A 19,070-nucleotide genomic window follows, 5' to 3' on the forward strand; every position below is an offset into this window, starting at 1 on the left:
TAAATTGCAGTCTTTTTGTTTTCATAGTTAGATAATTATATAGTTAATATTTAAGTACTCCGTGTGCAATAATACACCATGTGAGTTTCATTTTTCGGGACTGGGCAAAAAAAGCTAAAAGTTTTTTTGTTTATGTCTTCTACCATAGTATACATCTCATTAACCGGAAGTTTATTGGAGAAGAAACCGCATTTAAACCCTACCGATTCTGCATAATAATACTGCTGTGAAGAGGTATCAAATTCTACAGGGGCATTAAGCTGTTTCATAATAAAAAGGGTACGGTATAGTTTGGTTTTAGAGATCTTTAGCTTTGCTGCCAGTTCCATAGGAGACCCGGTAGCATTAAGACGGATCAATTGATCAATACGTTGTATTAATTCGATTTGTTTTAACATGATATTCATCTGTTCTTTTTTTATTGTTTTTTAGTTGTCAGATGGAATTTGCCATTGATCATATTGGTTGGTATTAACCTAATTATTATGGCGCATTTCATAACTCTAAAGTTTTTCCCGATAATCGGGATTTAAATACTTGGGCTGTGCTTAGTACAGCCCCGAAGCTTACTTATTTAAAAAATCATTGCTATAGCTATAAGCAGGTGTCCACTATTGGTAAATTATGGAAAACGGGGCATGATGTTTTGGGGAAACATCAATAATGAGGTCATTCATAATAGAGTTCATCATCTTCTTCATACTCATCATCACCGTACCAAATCTTATCATATTCGACACGGTCAACTCCCAAAGGATAGTTATGTCTGGTTTCATAGCGTGGTTCCTTACCTTGTATTAGCTTGTCTTGCAACATCTTTATTATTAAAGAGATAGATATTACAACTATAGTAGAGAGAGCTAATAGTATAACAGTTTGTTGTACTGCTTTTTTCATAAGTCAAATGGTTTTTGTGATATCATGTACAAAAGCATATATTTTAGCATAGATCATCACCTGTTTTGGATTATCGTTTAAAAGTTGGTACATAAACTCACCAGCATCAATGTGCAATGCTTTTAAAATGCCATTGAGCATGTCTGGTGGGATATCATTTATATCGTCTGGTAACATATTTTCTTCATTAAAAATGGATACAGGAGCAACCGCAAAAGATGGGGTATTACAAAAACTCAACTTTAATTATGATTTGGATTACTCCTGTTTTTCCTTTTATCTAAGTAGGCAACACATACACTGATGGTTGTTTACTTCTTGTTTTTTGATTATTGTTTTCAATAAGAATACAGGAGTAGCACAACGCAATAGTTTTCTATACGGCTACATATCATAAATGGAGTACTATGTAATTGTGAACATACTCCCATATTCCTTTTGTACTTTTTGAAATTATGACGATAGAAGTGTAAGTACCCCCAAGTTTGGGAAAGGATATTTAAAAAATGGTTTTTAGCTATAAAAAGCTGGTTTTTAGTTGGTCATTTATCTCATGGTCTTTTGATTTGTGGCTTCTGACTTTTACATTTATAATTCGTTATTCAGTATTCATTTTGATATCAGGATTTTGCACAGATATGAGAAATAAGCATGGCCGTTCCATAAAAAAAATGACTACCCTTAGTAATTGATATACGAAACGGTACCATGCTTATATGAGTGTTACATCTGATATCCTATAGTGCTCATACAAAATTTAGCTTTGCTACAATATGCTAGTTCTTACTTTTTCATTATGAAACTGCAGTCATATATAGAGGACTACCTGTATTTATCGTTTCAATACGTAATTTTGATTTTTTAATGATTTCAGCAACTTCAAAGGGGGTACTTCCATTATAAAACTTTTCTTTTATCCAGATGCGAAGAAGAAGTGCGTAGCCTCTATGCTCCTTTACACAAGTTTTGAAAAGTTTTGGGTCTATAAACAAATAGTTAAATACCCTTTCTTCAAAAAACTTAAATTGATTTGGTTCTAAAACACGCTTTATATTCTCTTTCATAATACTTACTTATTTGGGGTTACATTAATCTTTCTAACTCTTTCTCTAATTGTTGCAAAAACACCTTACTATTTTCAATAGTTTGTTTTTGGTGAGAAATTGCCATTCGTATCATATCTTTAAGTATTTGCTTATTTGGATCTTTTTTTCTCCTATCTCTTATATTAACAATTGTATTATAATGAACATTGTGTTCTTTTGCTATAGCTCTTATCTGTGATGCGGTTAGTGTATCTTTTAATAATTTAGACAGTAAACCACTTATAGGAGTACGACTGCTTATTGCCATATCTTTTAAAAAAAATTTTACATGTTAATTCAATAGCATACAAATCATAAATTGTTAATACTGTTTTCATATATTTGTTTCTTAGTTATTGTTTTACAGTGTTAAAAATACGAAATAAAATTCGTATATACAATATTTATTTCGTATTTGTTATAATTTACACAATATTTATTATGAAAATAGGCGATAGAATAAGGAAAGTAATGGAGTTCAAAAACATGAACTACAGATCTTTAGGTATTTTACTGGATTATTCGGATGGCCAAACTAGAAATATCATGATAAATAAATCTGTTCCGAAAATTGACTTTGTACAAAACCTATTACGTGCTTTTCCTGAAATAAATGTCAACTGGCTGATAACTGGTGAAGGTAGAATGCTTGATGATGTATCAGAAAACCGAAAGGTTACAAATTACAGTAAACTTGATAATATAGAACTAATCAAACATCTTCTTGAAAGAAAAGATGAACTCATCCAAGATGAGACTTTTAAAGACTACGTAAGAATGGTGATGGAGTTAATCATGGCAGATGATGAAAGAGAGAAGAAAAACAAGGCCTTGGAGGAACTAAAAGAAATTGCTATAAAGAAGTATTCGAAAAGAAGTTGATTTTTTTATAGTGGTTGTTGTTTAAGAAGAATATTAATGATTCTAGATTATCATCTCTTATAAATTAATTTAAGTAGATTGTGTAGTATTAACATTTTTTCAAAAAGAGAAATCATGTATAATTTCATGGTATAGCTCATTAAATTCACTTTCGGTATAGTAATTAGGGTTCTCTTTCAAAATTTCTACCAACACTTCCAATTCAATACGCTGCTTTCTTTCATTGTTATGTAACTTAGAATTGTTTTTCATTTCCTTCCTGATTTCTTCTTTAACTTCCTTTCGTATAACCTTTGGACTATCATCAAAAAACTTTCTTTGTTCAGATGTAGTATATTTTCTAGGCTTCAATATCTCGAGTAATTTTTTTAACATCATTTATCCTATTAAATATTATCGGTTACTCTTTTTAAATCTTCATGAAATTCATCTATACAATCATCTACTAGCTTACCAGATTTGTATGATTTTCCTGATTCCTCAGCATACATCGCTTTAAAAATCATGTCTTTATAATATATTCTTTTAACCCTTTCAATAAAAGAAAGCTGTCTATAAATAATTTGATCTTTATACGTATAATATTTGACGAGAAAATATGTAAAAGCTGCAAATAACGAAGCAGCTATAACAAGAATCAAAACATATTTGTTTTGAGTAAAATCTTTTTGAGTGAGAAAAATGAGATGAATAAACCAAAATCCTGAAACCAATATTCCTGTAAGTGAAACAAAATGAAATTTGAAAGTACTACCCCTGGAGAAATCGTCGTGTAAGGATTTACAGCTAAAAAAGAAAAGAGCAGTCACTAACCCAAAAACAAATATCCAGAAATGAAAACTAGATCTACCCCGAAAAGAATGATCTCTATTGATTTGACGTTTCTCTGCATTTATTTTAGCAACATTTTGTTTAGAGGTTTTAACTAGGTCAGTAGCTAAAACGTAATATTGTTCAATATCAATTTTCCTATTTTTTAGATCTTCCAAATATTGATTCTGTAAATCATTCCTACGATTTATTTCTACTGAGTACTTTTGATTATTTAATGGGACTAATTTAGATTTAGCGTTAAAAAAAACATGGAATAAAGAAAGGGTGACTAGCATAAAAGCCATCACCCCTTTTATAAATGGTAATATTTTATTATTGTCCTTCTCTGTGATCGTCTTCATCAATGGTTCCATCGTCTCCTGGGTCAGTGAGTTGTAATTCTGTTTCGCTGATTTCATCATTTAGTGTTTGTCTTTCACAGCTACTCATAAAAAAAATTAAAAATAGCACGCTGAATAAAATTATAACATTCTTCATCTGATAAATATTTTAAGGTTTGTTACCCTAAAATACTATTAAATAAGGAGATTATCCTTTACCAAATGATAATTGAGTTTATTTTTTTTAGACTGATTTGGGGAAGTACTATAGAAATAGTAGAATCAATCCAATTTTATTTTAATATTTATCTTTTAAAAACAATCAAATATAAGAAAGAAGGCAGCTTTTTTAAATACGGTTTTACCGTAAATAACTGATTTTGTGAGAGTAAAACAATATTACAACACTGACATATAGGTTTTTATAAAGTCATAATTTTTGAAAAAAATTTACAACCCTATCTATTTACGGGAACCCGTAAACATTGGGATGAGCAATTTTACCTGTATAATCACGATTACAAAATCACTCCTTCTACAAATAATGTGATAGCTTCCTAAAAGCATGTACGGTTTTCTTGCTTTTTAGAGTGTTTGGTTACTTCAATCTAATGGTCATATAATGAAGGTTTAAAGAAATAAAAAAAAGAGCTATATCTGAATATTAACTACATAGAAACTATGTTCAATAGCACAGGTTTCTACGATAGATTTGAGAATGACAAATTCGAATATATTCTAGAAACTCAGAACAACAGAATATAGGGTCATTAGTTATAGGTCTTTTACAATGATAGGCTCTTTGAAACAGAATGAAAGTTTAGGTTCCTTATTTAGCTTATAGGTATATATGATCGAACAATTCATAAAAGTAAGAACCGATTTGTCTTTGGTTTATGCTTCTAAAAACTATTGTCTTTTAAATTTAATAGGTGCTCCCTCTCAATTAAGCATATCTCTATTTATAGAGAATATTACAGACATCAATCTTGATTATTCATTCCGCCTTCAACAAAATTTATATGCTAACTTTAAAAATATATAGTAACTTAGCAATTAGAAAAATTTAGGCAAACGGCCGCTACAAGCCGAGCAAAATATAAACCGCTGTATTGACCGACGCTACAATCGGATTTATGGTTACTTAATGAATAATGCTTAATTTAAAAAAAGATGATAAACTCATCGAGTTAAAAGAAGTATGTGAAAAACTAAAATTTAAAGACATTCGTACCGCTATCAAATGGTGCAAAAAAACAGGGATACCTGTTATCCCCAGAGGGAAACAAAAGCTTACTTATAAATTTCTTGTTGACATAGAATTAGATAGAGATATTGTAAAATTTCTTAAATCTGAATATCCAAAGTCCTGGAAAGAAATGTATACATTTTATCTTGACAATGACAAACGCGGATATGTGTTAGCAATAGAAGAATATAAAGTTTCTTCGAGAATCGAAGGAATAGTAAAGTAATTTGTTATTCTCTGAAATTAGAACAATATAGATGATGCCTAAAAGTTTAAGATCTTTTCTAAGGCATCATCTGTATCTTTATGAATAAAATTTCCTTGATACCCAATAGTTGTCGTTAAATGTCCATGTCTATATAACTTTTGCAGCATTTGCAGAGGCACTTTATCCCCAGCTATATTACCGAAACTATGCCTTGCAATATGATTCGTTATTTTTTTATCAATCTCGGCCAATTCAGCTATATCAGAAAGATTATTATTAAACTTTTTAGTTGCTGTTTTTATTTTTGCATACATATCTCTTGCATCTTTGGCATTTGCATTTTTCAATTCAGGAAAAATATAGTCGTTACCCTTTTTCTGATCTTTCCTATAAATTTCTAAAATAGAAATAACTTTTTCTGGCAATTTAATCGAAACCACTTTATTGTTTTTACCCATTTTATAATACAGCCTATCTTGTTTTATATCACTCCATTTCATTTTTAAAACATCTGCTATTCGTATTCCAGCAAGATAAAACGAAAAAAGAAATACATTTCTAGTATGTGCTATGGTTGTTCCTTCTTGTAAATCAAGATTTTCAATTCTTCGTATTTCAGATTCATCTAATCCAATTTTTAAAGTCTCAGGAAGGTTTATTCTAATTTTATCGGTTCCAAATGGATAATACTTCCTATCTACAACTCCCATTTTAATAGCTCTATTGTAAAGTAATCGAATCAATATCAAAATATTCATTATTGACCTTTCACTAACAGTTTCTTTCGCCTGGAGATGATACTTAAAACGGTTTAATAAAGTCTCATCGATCTCATTGAATGTTAAATTTTCATTTCCTGTAAATTCCAAAAAGCTGTTTACTTTGCTGTTGTCTGAAATTGCTCGATTGTGCTTTTTAGCCTTTCTTAAATTTTTAACATGTTCATCAGCAACCTGAAAAAAAGTTACAGTTTCAGTAACCCCTTTAATCTCATCAATAATTTGTCTAGCTGTAAATGATTTTTTAGTTGCCTCATACTCTAATATAAGATCCTCTATTGAATCAAACTTTTTCCTGATAAGTCTATTTAATTGATGATGTTTCGGATTTTCACTTGTTACTACCCTTGCTTGATCATCCCACTCATCAATACTATTTAGGTTAGTCAAGTATAAATAATTCTGTTTGCGATCTTTAGTTACTCTAATTGCTACTCTAAATATCTTACCTCCCAAGCCATCACTTTTGGGATGTAGTAGTACTTTAATTGTTGCCATAATATGAATATTGAGTCCAAATATAACGAATAAACTCAACCAAAAGGTCATACATAGGTCATACTTTTTGTGTTTTTCGTTGATTTTTAACATTTTCAAAAATCATATAAACCTTTTACACACAATACTTATGATGACATTTAAACACATTAGAAATCATTAGAAATCAAAAAATAATAGACTTAGGATCTAGTGCCGCGAGGTGTGAGAGTTCGAGTCTCTCCGCCCGCACAGCAAAAAAAGCTTCTCTTAATCGAGAAGCTTTTTTATTTGAGTACAATTTTTTTGCTGCTTTTTGACCCTTAATTGGAATTGCAATCAAATATTATCTCATGATTTTTAGTTGAATTAAATAATTAGCTATTTCTTTTAAAATTTACTTTCTATAATAACTTTTCCAAAACCTCTTTTGCCTTCTCATAATTATAGTTTTTATCATCTTTGAGAATTAATATTAACTGTTCTTTTGCTTTTACAACATCTGATTTTTTAATGTACAACAATGCCTTATACCAATATGCTCTAGAATAATCAACCATTCCGCTTTGCTGCAACTGGTCGAAGTACTCTAATGCTTTTTGATAATTTTCTAATTCGAGATGCGAAATTCCTAGATAAGAAAAAACATAAGGATTCATTTCGGTATTACCTTGTCTTTTAGTTTGTTCTATACTTCTATTAAATGCAGAAATTGCTTCTTCATATTTTTGATCTTCAAATAACAATGTCGCTTTTGCCAGCTCTTGATCGGTATCGCTCTGAACGATTAAAGAAGGTAGTTGGTCCCAATCACTATAAACCGAATATAGTTTTTTGAGGTCCTGATTTCCTGTAAATTTCATAATTAAAAAAATCAAGAAAACAGCTGCAATAGTACTTGCATAATAGATCCACTTTCTGTTATTTGTTTTCGGTTTAGAATACTTTTTTTCAAAAAATTGATCTGCAGATTCCTGAATTGTATTTTTCATCGTCATAAATTCAGAACTTCTACGATACGAACTAATTTTAGAAATGTCTTCTTTTAGAAATGTCTTAGAATTCATTAAAACCCATTCTTCAGCATTAATTGATGCTTTAACCGATTTATTAAGTTCAACTTCTTCTTTTAATAGATCATTAGATTGCATCTTTTTTTCAAATAGAAGTTTTTCGTCTTCATTCATTGCTCCCTTCACATAAGCATCAATCTGATCATATATTTCTTTATCAAACTTCATAATAACTCTTAATTACTTTAGTAAATCGCTTATCTGATTTAATCATTGCCAGAAGTTTGCTTCTACACTTAAAAACACGTTGTCTGGCAGTATTTACATTAGCATACTCTAATTCTTTTATAATTTCTTCGTACGACATATCATTAAAAAAAAGAGAAAGAATCTCTTTACAATTTTCAGATAAGGTGTTAAATTTTTCTCTGTATAATTCCATTTGTTCTTGTTCTAGCATGAACATTACAGGGTTCATTTCTTTATCTACTAGTGTATGTACTTGTTGATTCATTACCTGTCTTTTTTGTAATTCTAGTTCTCTTCGCCACATATTCTTACTAATTGTAAATAAATATGCTTCAAAACAGTCTATCTTTAGCCTTCTCTGTTGTACCCCTACAATAATGTACAATAATGATTCCTGAAAAATATCTTTGGCCTGATCTATTGTTCCTTTATTTTGATTAACAAATCTCAATGTCTTCGGAAAAAATCGTTCATATATTTCGGATATGATCTTATTATCTTGTTCTAACAAGGCATTAATAAATCGTTTACTCATCCCATTGATATTTGATAATATAATATTAAACTTACAAAAACTAAAGAATATACACCCGACCTTATCCTTAACACATCCTATATTACTTACTCTCAAATAGGTATACATTCATAATGACCTGCTAAATAGAGTTCATATAATTTGGGTAATAAATTCTTAATTTACACACTATAGTATATATACTATTAAAAACCCAATACCATGAAAAGCGCTAAATCATTTTTAAAACTTATAATACTATGTTTCATGATCACAAGTTGCAAGGATGATAATGGAGCTTTTTTATATGAAGACGCCAGCAAAAATCAAGATGCTATTGATAAAAACAAATCAAATATACATCCTATAAAAATACCTGAACAATTAAAAAATGAACTCATCATTGAATTTACCGATACAACGACTGAAGCAGATCAAGATGCTTTAAGACAAAAATATAATGTTATTGACTATAAGGCGTGTAGCTGTAATAATAAACGTGTGCAAAAATGGGTATTTGATCAAAATTCTTATACTGAAGGAAGAAAAGATGATATTGCCCAAGAAGGTGGTGTAGAAGGTACCGATTATCAATTTTATTATTATAATGAAAACATAACTCCTAACCTTATCGCAACAAATCAACCTGTAGGGCTAATAAATTCTTCTATCAGACCTGTTAATGATATAAACCCGGTAACCATAGCCATCATAGATACAGGAATTGACTTGAACATGCTACAGAATACACAACCTTTCTTATATAATAATGGATCCTATGGATCTTCATGCAATACCAATTACGAGATTTCTGGATGGGATTTTGTTAACCATGATAACAATATGTTTGATGATAATGGTCATGGAACTATTGTAGCTGATATTATTATGAAAAAATTAAAAGATAATAATATAAATGATTATCAAATACTTGCTATAAAAGCGTTTGATAAGGATGGCGCAGGAACCACCTTTGATATTCTTTGTAGTTATTTATATGCTGTTAGCAAACCCGAAGTCTCTGTTATTAATATGAGTTTTGGCTGGTATCAATACCCAAGTGATCTACTTTCTAAGTTCATTGATGCAAACACAAATATCTTACATCTTACTTCTGCTGGCAATAGTGATAATGACAATGATAATTTAGATCATTTTCCATCTTCAATTTATCATAATAATGTATTATCTATAGGAAGTTATCATGAACACAATGATCATTTTAAAAAATCTAACTTCTCTAATTATGGTATACTTAGTGTAGATTTTTTATCAAAAGGCGAAAAGGTGTCTTTCTACAATCATACTGTAGAAGGAACTTCCTTTGCAGCTCCATTTGTAGCAGCAAAAGCTATGAAATATTACATACAAGGCTATAGAACACCACAACAGATTATTGATCAATTAAGAATTAATGCTTATATACTTAATAACGAAAATCTATTATCTGTCTATTTCAAAGACAGAGTAATTAAATAATTTCTATAGGCCATACTTTATCTGTGTATTTCTTTCGGTAGCGGTTTCAGTGATTCTTATAAAATTACCTGGATAGCTTTTCTATTCTATATTAAAAGTTAACTATTTTTAGTTTTTACTTAACAATTTTATTCATGAATAACAACTTATGTTTACGGCCTACGGATTATTTCATTTTTAGCTTTATATGTATGTTGTGTTATTTCGGAAATGCACAAACCTCAAAAGCTCTTGTCGTAGAACATTATGAAAAAATAGAAAAATCTAATCATTCGTATCTATCTAAGATTGAAAGAATTAATCAATTATTAGAATTAGAAAAAATGAGTATAGATTCTTTAACATTAAGTGATCTATATCATAGATATAGCAAACTCAATTTTAGGAATAAAGATTACAAACATGCAATTATACATGGTAAAAAAGCTTTGGAAATCCAAAAAGAATTTACAGATTCTCTCCCGCAATTAATCAATAACACTTATAATAATCTTGCTTACTACTACTGGTATTCTGAAGATAAAACCAATGCTATCAAAACTTTTAAAACGCTTATCAAACAGCCTTTCAAGGATAAATTTACGATTAGAGCATATGCCATAAATTTAGCTAAACTGCTTATTGAAAGAGGAGATTATTATACATTATTAGATTATTTGCAAGAAGCAGAACATACCATCATGAAACAAAATAACTCATTGCTCAATAGAGAACTGTATAGCGTATACTTGAGTTTCTCCAATGTATATTCCAGAACCAACAAAATTGAACATTATTATAAAGCTATTGAATATCTAAAAAAAACTGAAAAAACAATTTCTCATTTACCAGATCAAAAATTAATCAAAACAAAAATCATTATCAATAATCGATATGGTAGTATTTATGATGAACTAAAAGAATACAATAAGGCCATAAGTTATTACGGCAAGGCCTTATCTCTAAGCCTGAAAACCAAAAAAAAAGACTCATTAAATATTGCTAAAATATATAATAATCTGGGATACATTTATATTGGTATAAATAAACCTGAAATTGCATTTAAGTATTATCAAAACTCATTAATATACAACCCATACCACACTTCGGCATTTGATAACCTGGGAGATTATTACTTGAACCAAGGAAGTTTCGAGCAAGCATTAATCCATTATCAAAAAGCTATAAGTTTCAATTGTTATGAATATGACAAACTCAATTTTTATGAACTCCCTTCTATAGAAGTTCTTCAACAATCTGATAACAAAATAGAATTAGTCAATGATTTAACAGATAAAGCTAAAGCCTGGTTACAATTCTATACTAAAACTAAAAACAAAGAATACTTAGAGTATGCCCTAACAACAATATTCAGAGCAGATGAATTAATTGACATTATACGGTCTGCAAGCTATGAGCAACAATCCAAATTCTTTTGGCGTAAAAGAGGAGTGGATCTTTATATGTTAGCTACTTCTATTAGCTATCAACTTAATCAACCAGAAAATGCTTTTTATTTTATAGAAAAAAGTAAATCTCTATCATTATTAGAAAACTTGACACATGAAGAAGCTAAGAAATTAGGTGGGCTACCAGAAGTATTACAAGAAAAAGAACACGTATTAAAACACGAAATATTACTGGCTAGCCAAAAAATAATTGATGAAGTTTCTTTCACCAAAAAAGACAGACAATCATTGGTTTTTAAGAAAAAAAGAAATTACGAAGAGTTTCTAAAATCTTTAGAAAAAGAATACCCTAATTATTATAATTACAAAAAGAAAATCGACTTAGTTTCTTATAAAGAAACACAACAAAAAGTTACTGAAACTAATACTGTAATAATTCAATATATTCTTTCTGATGAGGAAGGATATGGTATGTATATCGCTTCTGATACCACCCATCTGTTTACGATTCCTAATGTTCGAGTTTTACAAAAAGAAATCCTTGATCTACGTAAACTTCTACAGCGACCTTTATTTTCTATTAAGGACCAAAATTTATATAAAGCACTATCCTTTAGTATTTTTAAAAAATTGTTTCCATTTATAGATACCTTAAAATTGTATAAGAAGAAGAATAAAAAAATAATCATTATTCCGGATCATACACTTCAATACCTTCCATTTGAAATCTTAATCATGAATAATGACAATACCAATACTGTAGACAACTACTTTATCAACGATTTCGAAATTAGTTATTTATACTCTATATCCTTATCTAAAAGCGCTGAACATATTAATAAATCTCCTACTCAAAACCTTATTGGTTTTGCTCCTATACATTTTGAGAAACACAAACTTGTTGATTTAAAAAAGAGTGAGGAGAAAATGAAAAAAATCCAGCGTTTATTTGGAGGAAATATGTTAACAAAAAAAAATGCATCTAAAAGTAATTTCATAAAAGAATCCTCTACTTATAAAACCATCCATCTATCTACCCATGCGAGTTCTATGGGTAATCAAGATCCATGGATCGCTTTTTATGATGAAAAATTATATCTCAATGAATTATATTTTATTAAAACACAAGCAGAATTAGTCATTCTGGATGCATGTAAGACTGGCATCGGAGCATTACAACCCGGAGAAGGAACTATGAGTATTACTAGGGGGTTTTTTCATGCAGGAGCTAAAAGTGTTGTTTCTTCCCTATGGAATACCAATGAAAAATCTAATAATGAAATTATTCTTAATTTCTATAACTATTTAAAAAAAGGAATATCTAAATCATCTGCACTACGCAATGCTAAACTTGACTACCTAAAAACTCATCAAGGATCTGAGGTTTCTCCCTATTTTTGGGGACCTCTAATAGTCCAGGGCAATATAGATTCAATACAATTATCTGCTAATTCGCAAACATCTTTGTGGATATATATTCTTCTTTCTGGAGTATTGTTGTTGATCACACTATATCTAAGAAGGAAATTTTAATATTGTATAGTTATTTATAGTGTTTTGTTTTATGGTAAAAAATCCATTTTTTTAATAGAAAAGCCTACCCAAAAAAGGATAGGCTTTATTGATATTATTTCATATTCTAAAATATTATTTTCTGTGTCTTTTGATCAACTCCATTTGATATCTTAACAAAATACAACCCTCTTGAATAACTTGATAAATCCAATTTTGATTGATTTGCTTCTAAAGTTTTTTCTATAATATATTTTCCGGATATGTCATATACTTGTATTTTTTTAGCTCCCTCTAAGCCTAAAGTATTTATATTAAATACACCCGAGCTACTAGGGTTAGGGTATATATTCATATCAAATAAATCAGCCTGAGATTTACTCTGCCCTCCCGATAAACTGCTTATGCTACCAATAGGGTTGTTGCAGTTGTTACTATAAGAAACCTGAATCGGACCTTTAGAGATTGGAGCAGACCATGGTTTACATCCACTACGCACTTGTAATGTTATTTGGTAACTAGTAACTGCACCCGTACCCGTAGGGTTTCCTGAACCAAAATTTGGACTAAATTTATTCATTTCAAAACCCTGAGAAATTATCGGAGAAGCAGAAGGATTTGAAGATACGAATGCAAAAGTCCATTTATATTCTACTCCATTGATGAAAGGAGTAGCTTCGAATGTATTTGATGTACCCGGACAATAGCTCGATGGAAGATTAATTATAGTATTACTTAAATCATATATAGCTGGTGCAGCCGGAGTAAATATTTGGTGATATGTAGTTCCATATCCACAAACATTCTTTGGTGTTACATATACATTTACAGGACCCCCAGAATATGGCCCAGGTATTGTAACTGGGAAAGCAGGCACAGAGTTAGTAGACATTCCTGTCTGTAATGGTGAACCTCCTCCAAAATCAATTTTCCAATGATATTCATCATTTATAGAGGAATTTGGTGCTGGCGTAAATGTTACTGTATTCTGGGAGCAATAAGATCCCATTGATGTAACTGAAGTAATTGGGATAGTTCTACGAGCAAATCTATGACGATAAATTCCCCAATTACCTGATTTCCTAATATATCCTAATTTAGGTGTATAGCCACATGTATAAATAACTCTTACCTTAAATTTAACAGCTTGTAATGAACTATTGACTGTGAAAGTTACATTTGATTGTGAAGCTTGAGAAATATATCCTTGTTGTAAGATACTTCCGTTTTTATCAAGCAATAAATAATGATATCTATAAAATTTATTTGATGCAGAAGAAGGCCAATTAAATTTAAATGTATTTTGATTTCCCGGACAAGTAATAGTTGACACTGATATACCTGATATAGCCGGTGGATTGCATGCAAACATATCGTCTTCGGCCTCTATTTTTATTAGTGAATCGTTGTTTTTACTCATACCCATAAAGGAAATACAGGCAAACAAAAATGTAAAAAGTAGTTTATTGGTTTTCATAATTAAAAGTTTAATGTGTTTTAAGAATACCTACTCTTTTAAAGGCTTTTCGGTTTCCGCCTCTTTAGTATTTCTATACTAAAGGGGGAGAAAGAAGATTTCATTACCCAGTTTTTTGAAAAAAAAGTTATTTTTTTCAACTTAAATTAGTGCTTGCATTCCTAACAGAAAGGTATATTCTAATAATATACCCCTAAAGAGTTTTTTGTTGGAATTATTAGTGACTTTGTTTATCTTTTGGTGTCTCAATATATACAACAACAAAATCATATTATAAAATGAAAAAGATTCTTTTAATTTTAACGGTAGTATTAACAGCTAGTTTTACCTCTATAAATAATAATGATATCGTAGAAGCACAGGTAACCTATAGTGGACAATCTGATAAAGCGTATTATTTTACTAATAAGGATACAGGAAAGGTGCTCGAATTTACTTTTGTAAGTAAAAAAGCGATCTCTAAGTATGATTTAAGTACAAAAAAACTTACAGGAAAAGAGTTTATAATTACTTATGAAATTGATAACATAGAAATTGTAAGCAAGGATACACAAGTGAAACAATACAAAAAACGTTTAATTCTTATCGATATAAAGATGACAGACAGCGAAGTAGTTAATAACTAACAAAATCTTAGGTGAGAGAGTTTGAGTCTCTCTGCCCGTATAAAATAAATAAGAAACCTGTAAATAATTGATTTACAGGTTTCTTATTTTTTACCCAAATCTTTCACTTATATTATTATCAGCACTTTATAGTTTTTTTGATTATGAATAATTATGCTTATCTATTTATGAGGCGAAAAACGGACTAATTACTAGTGTACGGTTTGTAAGCGAATGATGGCATAAAAATTAAGCTAAAACTCAGACAATATGATTTATTGATAATTACCTCTACATAAGCGCTACAGCTTAAGTTTTTACTGTTATTTGTATCCCTAAGGACAAAAAAACTCTCCATACCAAAGGATATGGAGAGTTTACATTAACACTATGGTCATAAAACAAAAAACACGCTTTATTAATTTTAATAAAGTATACTCTAATTTCTGATTTCCTCTTTAGATACTCTTATCAACACCCTATAAAACGAGGTTTATGATACGTACCTGTATATTTTAAAAAATCTATTATCGATTATTTTTTTGCGTGAATATCAAATTGTAGCAAAAAAATGAAAAATAAAACAAAAATCTATTCCTATTTAGATTCGTTCTTAATAAATTTGCAACAAATATATATCTTATTTTAATTCAATCTAAATAAGGATTAATAATTTTTTAAAATATTCAAAAATGAAACAATTAACACTTACATCTCTTTTATTATTAGTTGCAGTATGTACTATAAATGCTCAGGGTAAGAAAAAGCAAGATAAAAATGCTATAAAAAAAATGTGTGGTTGCTACGAAGTAACTTTCAATTTTGCAGAAACCTTTCAATATAGTAATGATTCTCTTTATAAGCCTTCAAAAACAAAAATTGCCAAAGGGTTAGAATGGGCTCAATTGGTTGAAGAGGATAAAAACAAAGTTTCTATTCAGCATCTATTACAAGTAGGGGATCCTTCAAAACCTCATATTGTAAAACATTGGCGACAAGATTGGATATATGAAAACACCGATTTCTATATGTTTAACGGTAATAATTCCTGGAACTATGAAAGTAAGCCTGAATCTGAGGTAAAAGGGCAATGGACTCAAAAAGTATATCAGGTAGACGATAGTCCTCGCTATGAAGGTTCTGCAACCTGGGTACATGTAGATGGAAAAAGTTTTTGGGAAAACAGAACAGACGCTCCACTACCAAGACGAGAATACACTAAAAGAAGTGATTATAATGTAACTGTTAGAGGAAACAGACATGAGATTACTAAAGACGGTTGGATCCACGATCAAAATAATGATAAAGTAATACGCGAAGCAGGCAAAGCCGATGTTATTTTGGCTAAGGAAAAAGGCTATAATACTTATGTAAAAGTAGACGATAGCCGATGTAAAGCTGCGGCAAACTGGTGGAAAGAAAACAACCAAAAATGGGCTTTGGTTCGTAATAAATGGGAAAAGGTCTTTAGTAGAAATGCCAATTTGGTATTAGAAGCTAAAGTCGATAATAAACCACTATACAAGCATTTATTTTCTGATGAATACACAAAAGAACAAGATATTAATAAAGTCATTGAATCTTTTGTAGTTCAATAAGAATAATCATGACCGCAACCACAACCACAATAAATATATAATATAATCATGTCAGTCTTAAAAAAATTACCCCTATTGCTACTTCTATGTAGTTTAAATTTAATGTATAGTCAAGCCACTATACAAGGTGTTGTAAAAAGTGAATCTAATGAAGCGATTCCTTATGCAAATGTTTTTATTAAAGGATCTAGTCTAGGTGCACAAGCACAAGAAGATGGTACTTTTACGATTACCAATGTTCCTTTTGCCACTCATGAGATAGTAGCCAGTGCTGTTGGATATACCGAACTTAGTCAAAAGAAAGATGTATCAGGAGATATCTCGAATCTTATTTTTGTATTGCAAAATGATACCCAGTTAGAAGAGGTTGAACTTTTTGGTTCTAGAAATAAAAGAGCAGAAAAATTAGAAACACTCACCAGGCTACCTTTACAGCCCAATGAGCAATTACAGAGTATTTCTATACTGTCACATAAACTTATTGATCAGCAAAATGCTTTAACGCTAAGCGAGGTTACCAAAAATGTTGCTGGTGTGTATACATTTGCCACATACGGAAATATAAGAGAAAGTATGTCTTTAAGAGGATATAGAGGTATTCCTTTATTAAAAAATGGAGTTAGAATTAATTCAGATTTCAGAGGAGTTGGTGTTATTACCGATATGGCAGGTGTCGATAATATTCAGGTACTAAAAGGAATTTCTGCAATTAGTCAAGGTTTAGGAGGTGATTTGGGTTCTGTAGGAGGAGTCATAAATGTTGTAACCAAAACTCCTAAGTTTTATAGCGGAGGCGAAATAAATTTAAGACTTGGTAGTTTTGGCAAAGTACGCCCCACATTTGATTTTTATGGTCCTTTAGACAAAAAGGAAACCATTGCTTTTAGAGTAGCAGGTTCATATGATAGAGCAGATAGTTATAGAGTAAAAGTGAATTCGGAGCGTTTTTATATAAACCCTTCTCTTGCATGGCAACCTAATGAAAAGACCTCTATAGTTCTCGAAATGGATTACATGGATGATAGTAGAACTCCGGATCAAGGAACTATTAATTTAGGAGATTATGCAACAAATAACATTTTAAAATTACCAAATGATAAATTTTTAGGTTTCGAATCAGATAGAAACAACTCTGTAAACACCACTTATGCAGTACGTTTTGAGCGAGAAATAAATGATGACCTAAGCATAAAAGCTGGATATTTTGCTTCAGATTTAGAAACGTATGCAGAGACTTCTTATGCTTTTCAGGGAGGCGGAAGATCTGGATTACCAGAGCTACTTAATACACAAAGATATCGAGAGTATTATGCTCAGGGAAGAAGTGATAAAAATAGTGTTTTACAAATAGATTTGGTTGGTAAAGACATTAAAACAGGTTTTTTAACACATACATTTCAGGCAGGGATAGATTATAGAAATACTACTTTTGACAATACGGCTTATACGGCTAACTATCCCGATAATGATAATGACCCCGATAACGATCCTCCTACGTATATAGATATTATCGATGTCACCCAACCTATCAATAATATTTTACCTGATGGGGTTACGGTAACACCAAACCCTGCAAGAGCTACAGGATCTAAAACAAAGTCATATGGATTTACTGTCCAGGATAAGATTTCTGTTACAAAATGGGTAGATCTCTTTTTAGGTTTACGATATACCTCATTAGAAAGAACCAAAGGTAATTTTATAGGAAGAAGTTTGACTGGAGCAAAACGAGATGATGCCTTTAATCCTTTAGTAGGATTAAATATCAAACCTACAGAAAATATTATTATTTTTGGTTCCTATGCCAGTAGCTCTAATCCTATGACTTCTTTTTACCGGGATATTAATGGTAAAGAGTTAGGCACAGAACGTTGGGATCAATTTGAAACAGGTATTAAATCGGTATGGTTAGACAAAGCTTTACGTTTTAACGTAACTTATTTTTCGACCTACAGCAAAAATTTAAACTTGCAAGCAATTGACCCGGCAGGTAATTTCTTAGGATATTATTTACAAGGAGGAGAAGATACCAGAAGTGGTGTTGAAATAGAATTAATAGGTAGAGTATTGCCCAATTTAGAAATAATAGGGGGTTATTCTTATTTAGATGCCAAATATAAAAATCATGTATCATATTATTTTAATTCTAGTCCTATAAATACACCTAGGCATACAGCAAATTTTTGGGTACGTTATAACTTCCAAAAATATGTAAAAGGTCTGTCTTTAGGTGCTGGAGCTTACTATTTAGGAGAACGCCCACATAATGTATGGTCTAGAAATTACACACATACCGGAGTCGTTCCTGGTGTTAGGCCTTTTGACTTAAAAGCATATACTACGGTAAATGTACAAGCATCATATAAATTTAATAGTAAATTAAGTTTAGATGTTTTCGGAAATAATGTTTTTAATGAAATTGGATATAATGCGTATCGTACTGTATATCTTAACAGGATTCAACCTGCTAGTTTTGGGACGGTATTGCGATATAAATTTTAAAT

18 protein-coding genes are annotated in these 19,070 nt (G+C 30.4%); 7 read left to right on the forward strand and 11 right to left on the reverse strand.

Annotation, left to right across the window (positions count from 1 at the left end; genetic code table 11):
• Nucleotides 1-50: 50 nt before the first annotated feature.
• The 5 genes from NNL09_RS04995 to NNL09_RS05015 form a co-directional block, all read right to left on the reverse strand.
• Nucleotides 51-407: a hypothetical protein gene (locus tag NNL09_RS04995; protein WP_196909318.1), complete on the reverse strand. Its 357-nt coding sequence runs from the start codon at nt 405-407 to the stop codon at nt 51-53.
• Between the two features lie 262 nt (nt 408-669).
• A complete protein-coding gene (locus NNL09_RS05000; protein WP_196909319.1) occupies nt 670-897 on the reverse strand; it encodes a hypothetical protein in 228 nt (75 codons plus the stop codon).
• 3 nt (nt 898-900) lie between these two features.
• Nucleotides 901-1,137, reverse strand: coding sequence for a hypothetical protein (locus NNL09_RS05005; protein ID WP_196909320.1), 237 nt, complete (start codon nt 1,135-1,137; stop codon nt 901-903).
• Nucleotides 1,138-1,691: 554 nt separating this feature from the next.
• Complete coding sequence (locus NNL09_RS05010) at nt 1,692-1,961, reverse strand: hypothetical protein (protein WP_196909321.1); 270 nt, start codon at nt 1,959-1,961, stop codon at nt 1,692-1,694.
• A 19-nt stretch (nt 1,962-1,980) separates the two neighbouring features.
• Entirely contained in the window at nt 1,981-2,250 is a 270-nt protein-coding gene (locus NNL09_RS05015; protein ID WP_196909322.1) for a hypothetical protein, read from the reverse strand.
• Between the two features lie 173 nt (nt 2,251-2,423).
• Here NNL09_RS05015 and NNL09_RS05020 point away from each other — a divergent pair, with 173 nt between their 5' ends.
• A complete protein-coding gene (locus NNL09_RS05020; protein ID WP_196909323.1) occupies nt 2,424-2,864 on the forward strand; it encodes a helix-turn-helix transcriptional regulator in 441 nt (146 codons plus the stop codon).
• Nucleotides 2,865-2,963: 99 nt separating this feature from the next.
• Here NNL09_RS05020 and NNL09_RS05025 read toward each other — a convergent pair whose 3' ends face one another.
• The gene (locus tag NNL09_RS05025; RefSeq protein WP_196909324.1) at nt 2,964-3,239 is read right to left on the reverse strand and encodes a hypothetical protein; all 276 of its coding nucleotides are present in this window, start codon (nt 3,237-3,239) and stop codon (nt 2,964-2,966) included.
• 11 nt (nt 3,240-3,250) lie between these two features.
• Nucleotides 3,251-3,853 carry a hypothetical protein gene (locus tag NNL09_RS05030; protein WP_196909325.1) on the reverse strand — a complete coding sequence of 201 codons (603 nt, stop codon included), beginning with the start codon at nt 3,851-3,853 and terminating at the stop codon, nt 3,251-3,253.
• Between the two features lie 1,319 nt (nt 3,854-5,172).
• Here NNL09_RS05030 and NNL09_RS05035 point away from each other — a divergent pair.
• Nucleotides 5,173-5,493, forward strand: coding sequence for a hypothetical protein (locus tag NNL09_RS05035; RefSeq protein ID WP_108809132.1), 321 nt, complete (start codon nt 5,173-5,175; stop codon nt 5,491-5,493).
• 38 nt (nt 5,494-5,531) lie between these two features.
• Here NNL09_RS05035 and NNL09_RS05040 read toward each other — a convergent pair whose 3' ends face one another.
• The 3 genes from NNL09_RS05040 to NNL09_RS05050 form a co-directional block, all read right to left on the reverse strand.
• Nucleotides 5,532-6,752 (reverse strand): site-specific integrase, encoded by a 1,221-nt coding sequence (locus NNL09_RS05040; protein ID WP_196909326.1) that lies wholly within the window; start codon nt 6,750-6,752, stop codon nt 5,532-5,534.
• 383 nt (nt 6,753-7,135) lie between these two features.
• Nucleotides 7,136-7,972 (reverse strand): tol-pal system YbgF family protein, encoded by an 837-nt coding sequence (locus NNL09_RS05045; protein ID WP_196909327.1) that lies wholly within the window; start codon nt 7,970-7,972, stop codon nt 7,136-7,138.
• Nucleotides 7,962-8,528: an RNA polymerase sigma factor gene (locus NNL09_RS05050; RefSeq protein WP_025664295.1), complete on the reverse strand. Its 567-nt coding sequence runs from the start codon at nt 8,526-8,528 to the stop codon at nt 7,962-7,964. Before NNL09_RS05050 ends, NNL09_RS05045 begins: the two co-directional genes overlap by 11 nt.
• Nucleotides 8,529-8,774: 246 nt before the next feature.
• Between NNL09_RS05050 and NNL09_RS05055 the strand changes: the two genes are divergently transcribed.
• Nucleotides 8,775-9,986 carry a S8 family serine peptidase gene (locus NNL09_RS05055; RefSeq protein ID WP_196909328.1) on the forward strand — a complete coding sequence of 404 codons (1,212 nt, stop codon included), beginning with the start codon at nt 8,775-8,777 and terminating at the stop codon, nt 9,984-9,986.
• 134 nt (nt 9,987-10,120) lie between these two features.
• Complete coding sequence (locus NNL09_RS05060; protein ID WP_196909329.1) at nt 10,121-12,907, forward strand: CHAT domain-containing protein; 2,787 nt, start codon at nt 10,121-10,123, stop codon at nt 12,905-12,907.
• A gap of 106 nt (nt 12,908-13,013) precedes the next feature.
• Here the strand turns inward: NNL09_RS05060 and NNL09_RS05065 are convergent, their stop codons facing one another.
• The gene (locus NNL09_RS05065; RefSeq protein ID WP_196909330.1) at nt 13,014-14,363 is read right to left on the reverse strand and encodes a T9SS type A sorting domain-containing protein; all 1,350 of its coding nucleotides are present in this window, start codon (nt 14,361-14,363) and stop codon (nt 13,014-13,016) included.
• A gap of 278 nt (nt 14,364-14,641) precedes the next feature.
• On the opposite strand from NNL09_RS05065, the gene NNL09_RS05070 reads away from it, so the two are divergent.
• The 3 genes from NNL09_RS05070 (at nt 14,642) to NNL09_RS05080 (ending at nt 19,068) form a co-directional block, all read left to right on the forward strand.
• Entirely contained in the window at nt 14,642-14,989 is a 348-nt protein-coding gene (locus NNL09_RS05070; RefSeq protein ID WP_025664299.1) for a hypothetical protein, read from the forward strand.
• A 671-nt stretch (nt 14,990-15,660) separates the two neighbouring features.
• Complete coding sequence (locus tag NNL09_RS05075) at nt 15,661-16,566, forward strand: DUF6607 family protein (RefSeq protein ID WP_196909331.1); 906 nt, start codon at nt 15,661-15,663, stop codon at nt 16,564-16,566.
• 102 nt (nt 16,567-16,668) lie between these two features.
• Nucleotides 16,669-19,068, forward strand: coding sequence for a TonB-dependent receptor (locus NNL09_RS05080; protein ID WP_231389217.1), 2,400 nt, complete (start codon nt 16,669-16,671; stop codon nt 19,066-19,068).
• The last annotated feature ends 2 nt before the right edge of the window (nt 19,069-19,070 follow it).

Origin of the sequence: Aquimarina sp. EL_43 (assembly GCF_943422735.1) — a bacterium.
GTDB lineage: Bacteria > Bacteroidota > Bacteroidia > Flavobacteriales > Flavobacteriaceae > Aquimarina > Aquimarina megaterium.